At 55.1% G+C, this 1638-nt stretch carries 1 protein-coding gene; it reads left to right on the top strand.

Annotation, left to right across the window (positions count from 1 at the left end):
- Positions 1 to 283 precede the first annotated feature (283 nt).
- Positions 284 to 1303, top strand: coding sequence for an IS110 family RNA-guided transposase (locus GV827_RS23125; protein ID WP_164356671.1), 1020 nt, complete (start codon positions 284 to 286; stop codon positions 1301 to 1303).
- Positions 1304 to 1638 lie beyond the last annotated feature (335 nt).

Raw genomic sequence — 1638 nt, 5'->3', positions numbered from 1 at the left:
CCGATCCCGCGGCATCAACCACGCAGATCGATACGGATTTGACGGACACGTCGAGACCTACATAATGGGTCATGGTCGTTCTCCTTTACGGCTGGTTTTGTGAGGCCGATACTATAGAACCTCGTTAGCCTCCGGAGAGCGACCGCCGCAAACACACCATGTCATTCGCTGCGGTTGCGTTTGATGTCTCAGATGCAGATGGGTTGGATGGCTCCTGCACCCATCGGCGCGGCGATGCGCCATAGTGCAGTTGTCATAAACTGCTCAGGAGAGGAGCCACCCAATGCATGCTACAACAGTCGGCCTGGACTTGGCCAAGAACGTATTTCAAGTTCATGGGATTACCGAGAGCGGTGAGGTTGCCTTCAATCGTGCGCTTCGACGAGCGCAGGTGCTGGCGTTCTTTGAGCGACTGGACTCTTGCCTTGTTGGTATGGAAGCTTGCAACACTGGCCATTATTGGGCACGCGAACTGACCAAGCTAGGCCACGAGGTGCGGCTGATCCCGCCAGTTTATGTGAAGCCCTATGTCAAGCGCGGCAAATCTGACGATGCGGATGCTGCGGCAATCTGCGAGGCCGTGACACGGCCGACGATGCGGTTTGTCGAGATTAAATCACCTGAGCAGCAAGCAATCCTAGCTTTGCATCGTACGCGAGATCTGGTGGTCCGTCAGCGCACGCAGACGATCAATATGCTCCGCGGCCAGTTGGCAGAGTTCGGGATCGTCTTTCCGCAAGGCGTTGGCCACGCCACTCAATTTGCAAAGCGCATGCTTGAAGGAGAAGGCCCTGATCTGCCGGAGGTCGCAGGCAATGTGGTCAACGAACTCTGTGACCAACTCCTATTTCTTCATGGGAAGATCGCTGACTACACTCGCAAGATGACGCAGGTGGCCCAGCAGGAAGACCGTGTTACTCTTCTGCAAACGATACCCGGGATAGGGCCGATCACCGCATCAGCCATTGTGGCCACTGTCGGAACCGGCAGGCAGTTCAACAATGGCCGTGAGTTTGCTGCTTGGCTCGGACTAACCCCGCTGAACCGATCCAGTGGAGGCAAGGAGCGACTCGGGCGTATCTCGAAGATGGGCGATCAGTACATTCGCCGATTGCTCGTCGTCGGCATGATGTCCCGGATGCGCCAGATCATCCAGAACCCCGAACGGTATGACCCATGGTTCGCCGATATCCTCGCTCGAAAGCCGGGCAAGGTGGCCGCTGTTGCCATGGCAAACAAGACAGCTCGTATGATCTGGGCCGTCATGACCCGCAATGAACCCTACCGGATAAGAACGATCTGAGACGAACCAGAACACAAGAGATAGCAAGACCAATGAAGTGATGGAATAATGTCAGCCCTAAAACCAAGACACCCCGTGCTTTGTCCTGAACGCGTGCTGTTCGAGTTGCAGGTTGGGACTTGGTTTGTGTAAACCATCAGGGCCAGCGGCGCCTTCGAAGCTGCACAAACAGATCCCATGGTGAGTGGCGCAGAACTGATAGGCTGTGTCATGCCAAAAAGAGGAGATCTGATAATGACACATTCGTCCGACACGCTGAATTCTATTTCATATGATCACACGCTCGTTCTCGCGATTGAGTTGAGTAGCAGATCCTGGGTTTTAGCGGCGCAAGT

It is taken from the genome of Sulfitobacter sediminilitoris (assembly GCF_010667575.1).
GTDB lineage: Bacteria > Pseudomonadota > Alphaproteobacteria > Rhodobacterales > Rhodobacteraceae > Sulfitobacter > Sulfitobacter sediminilitoris.
The sequence above is the reverse complement of the archived record's forward strand: the minus strand, read 5'-3'. Positions and strand labels throughout refer to the sequence as shown.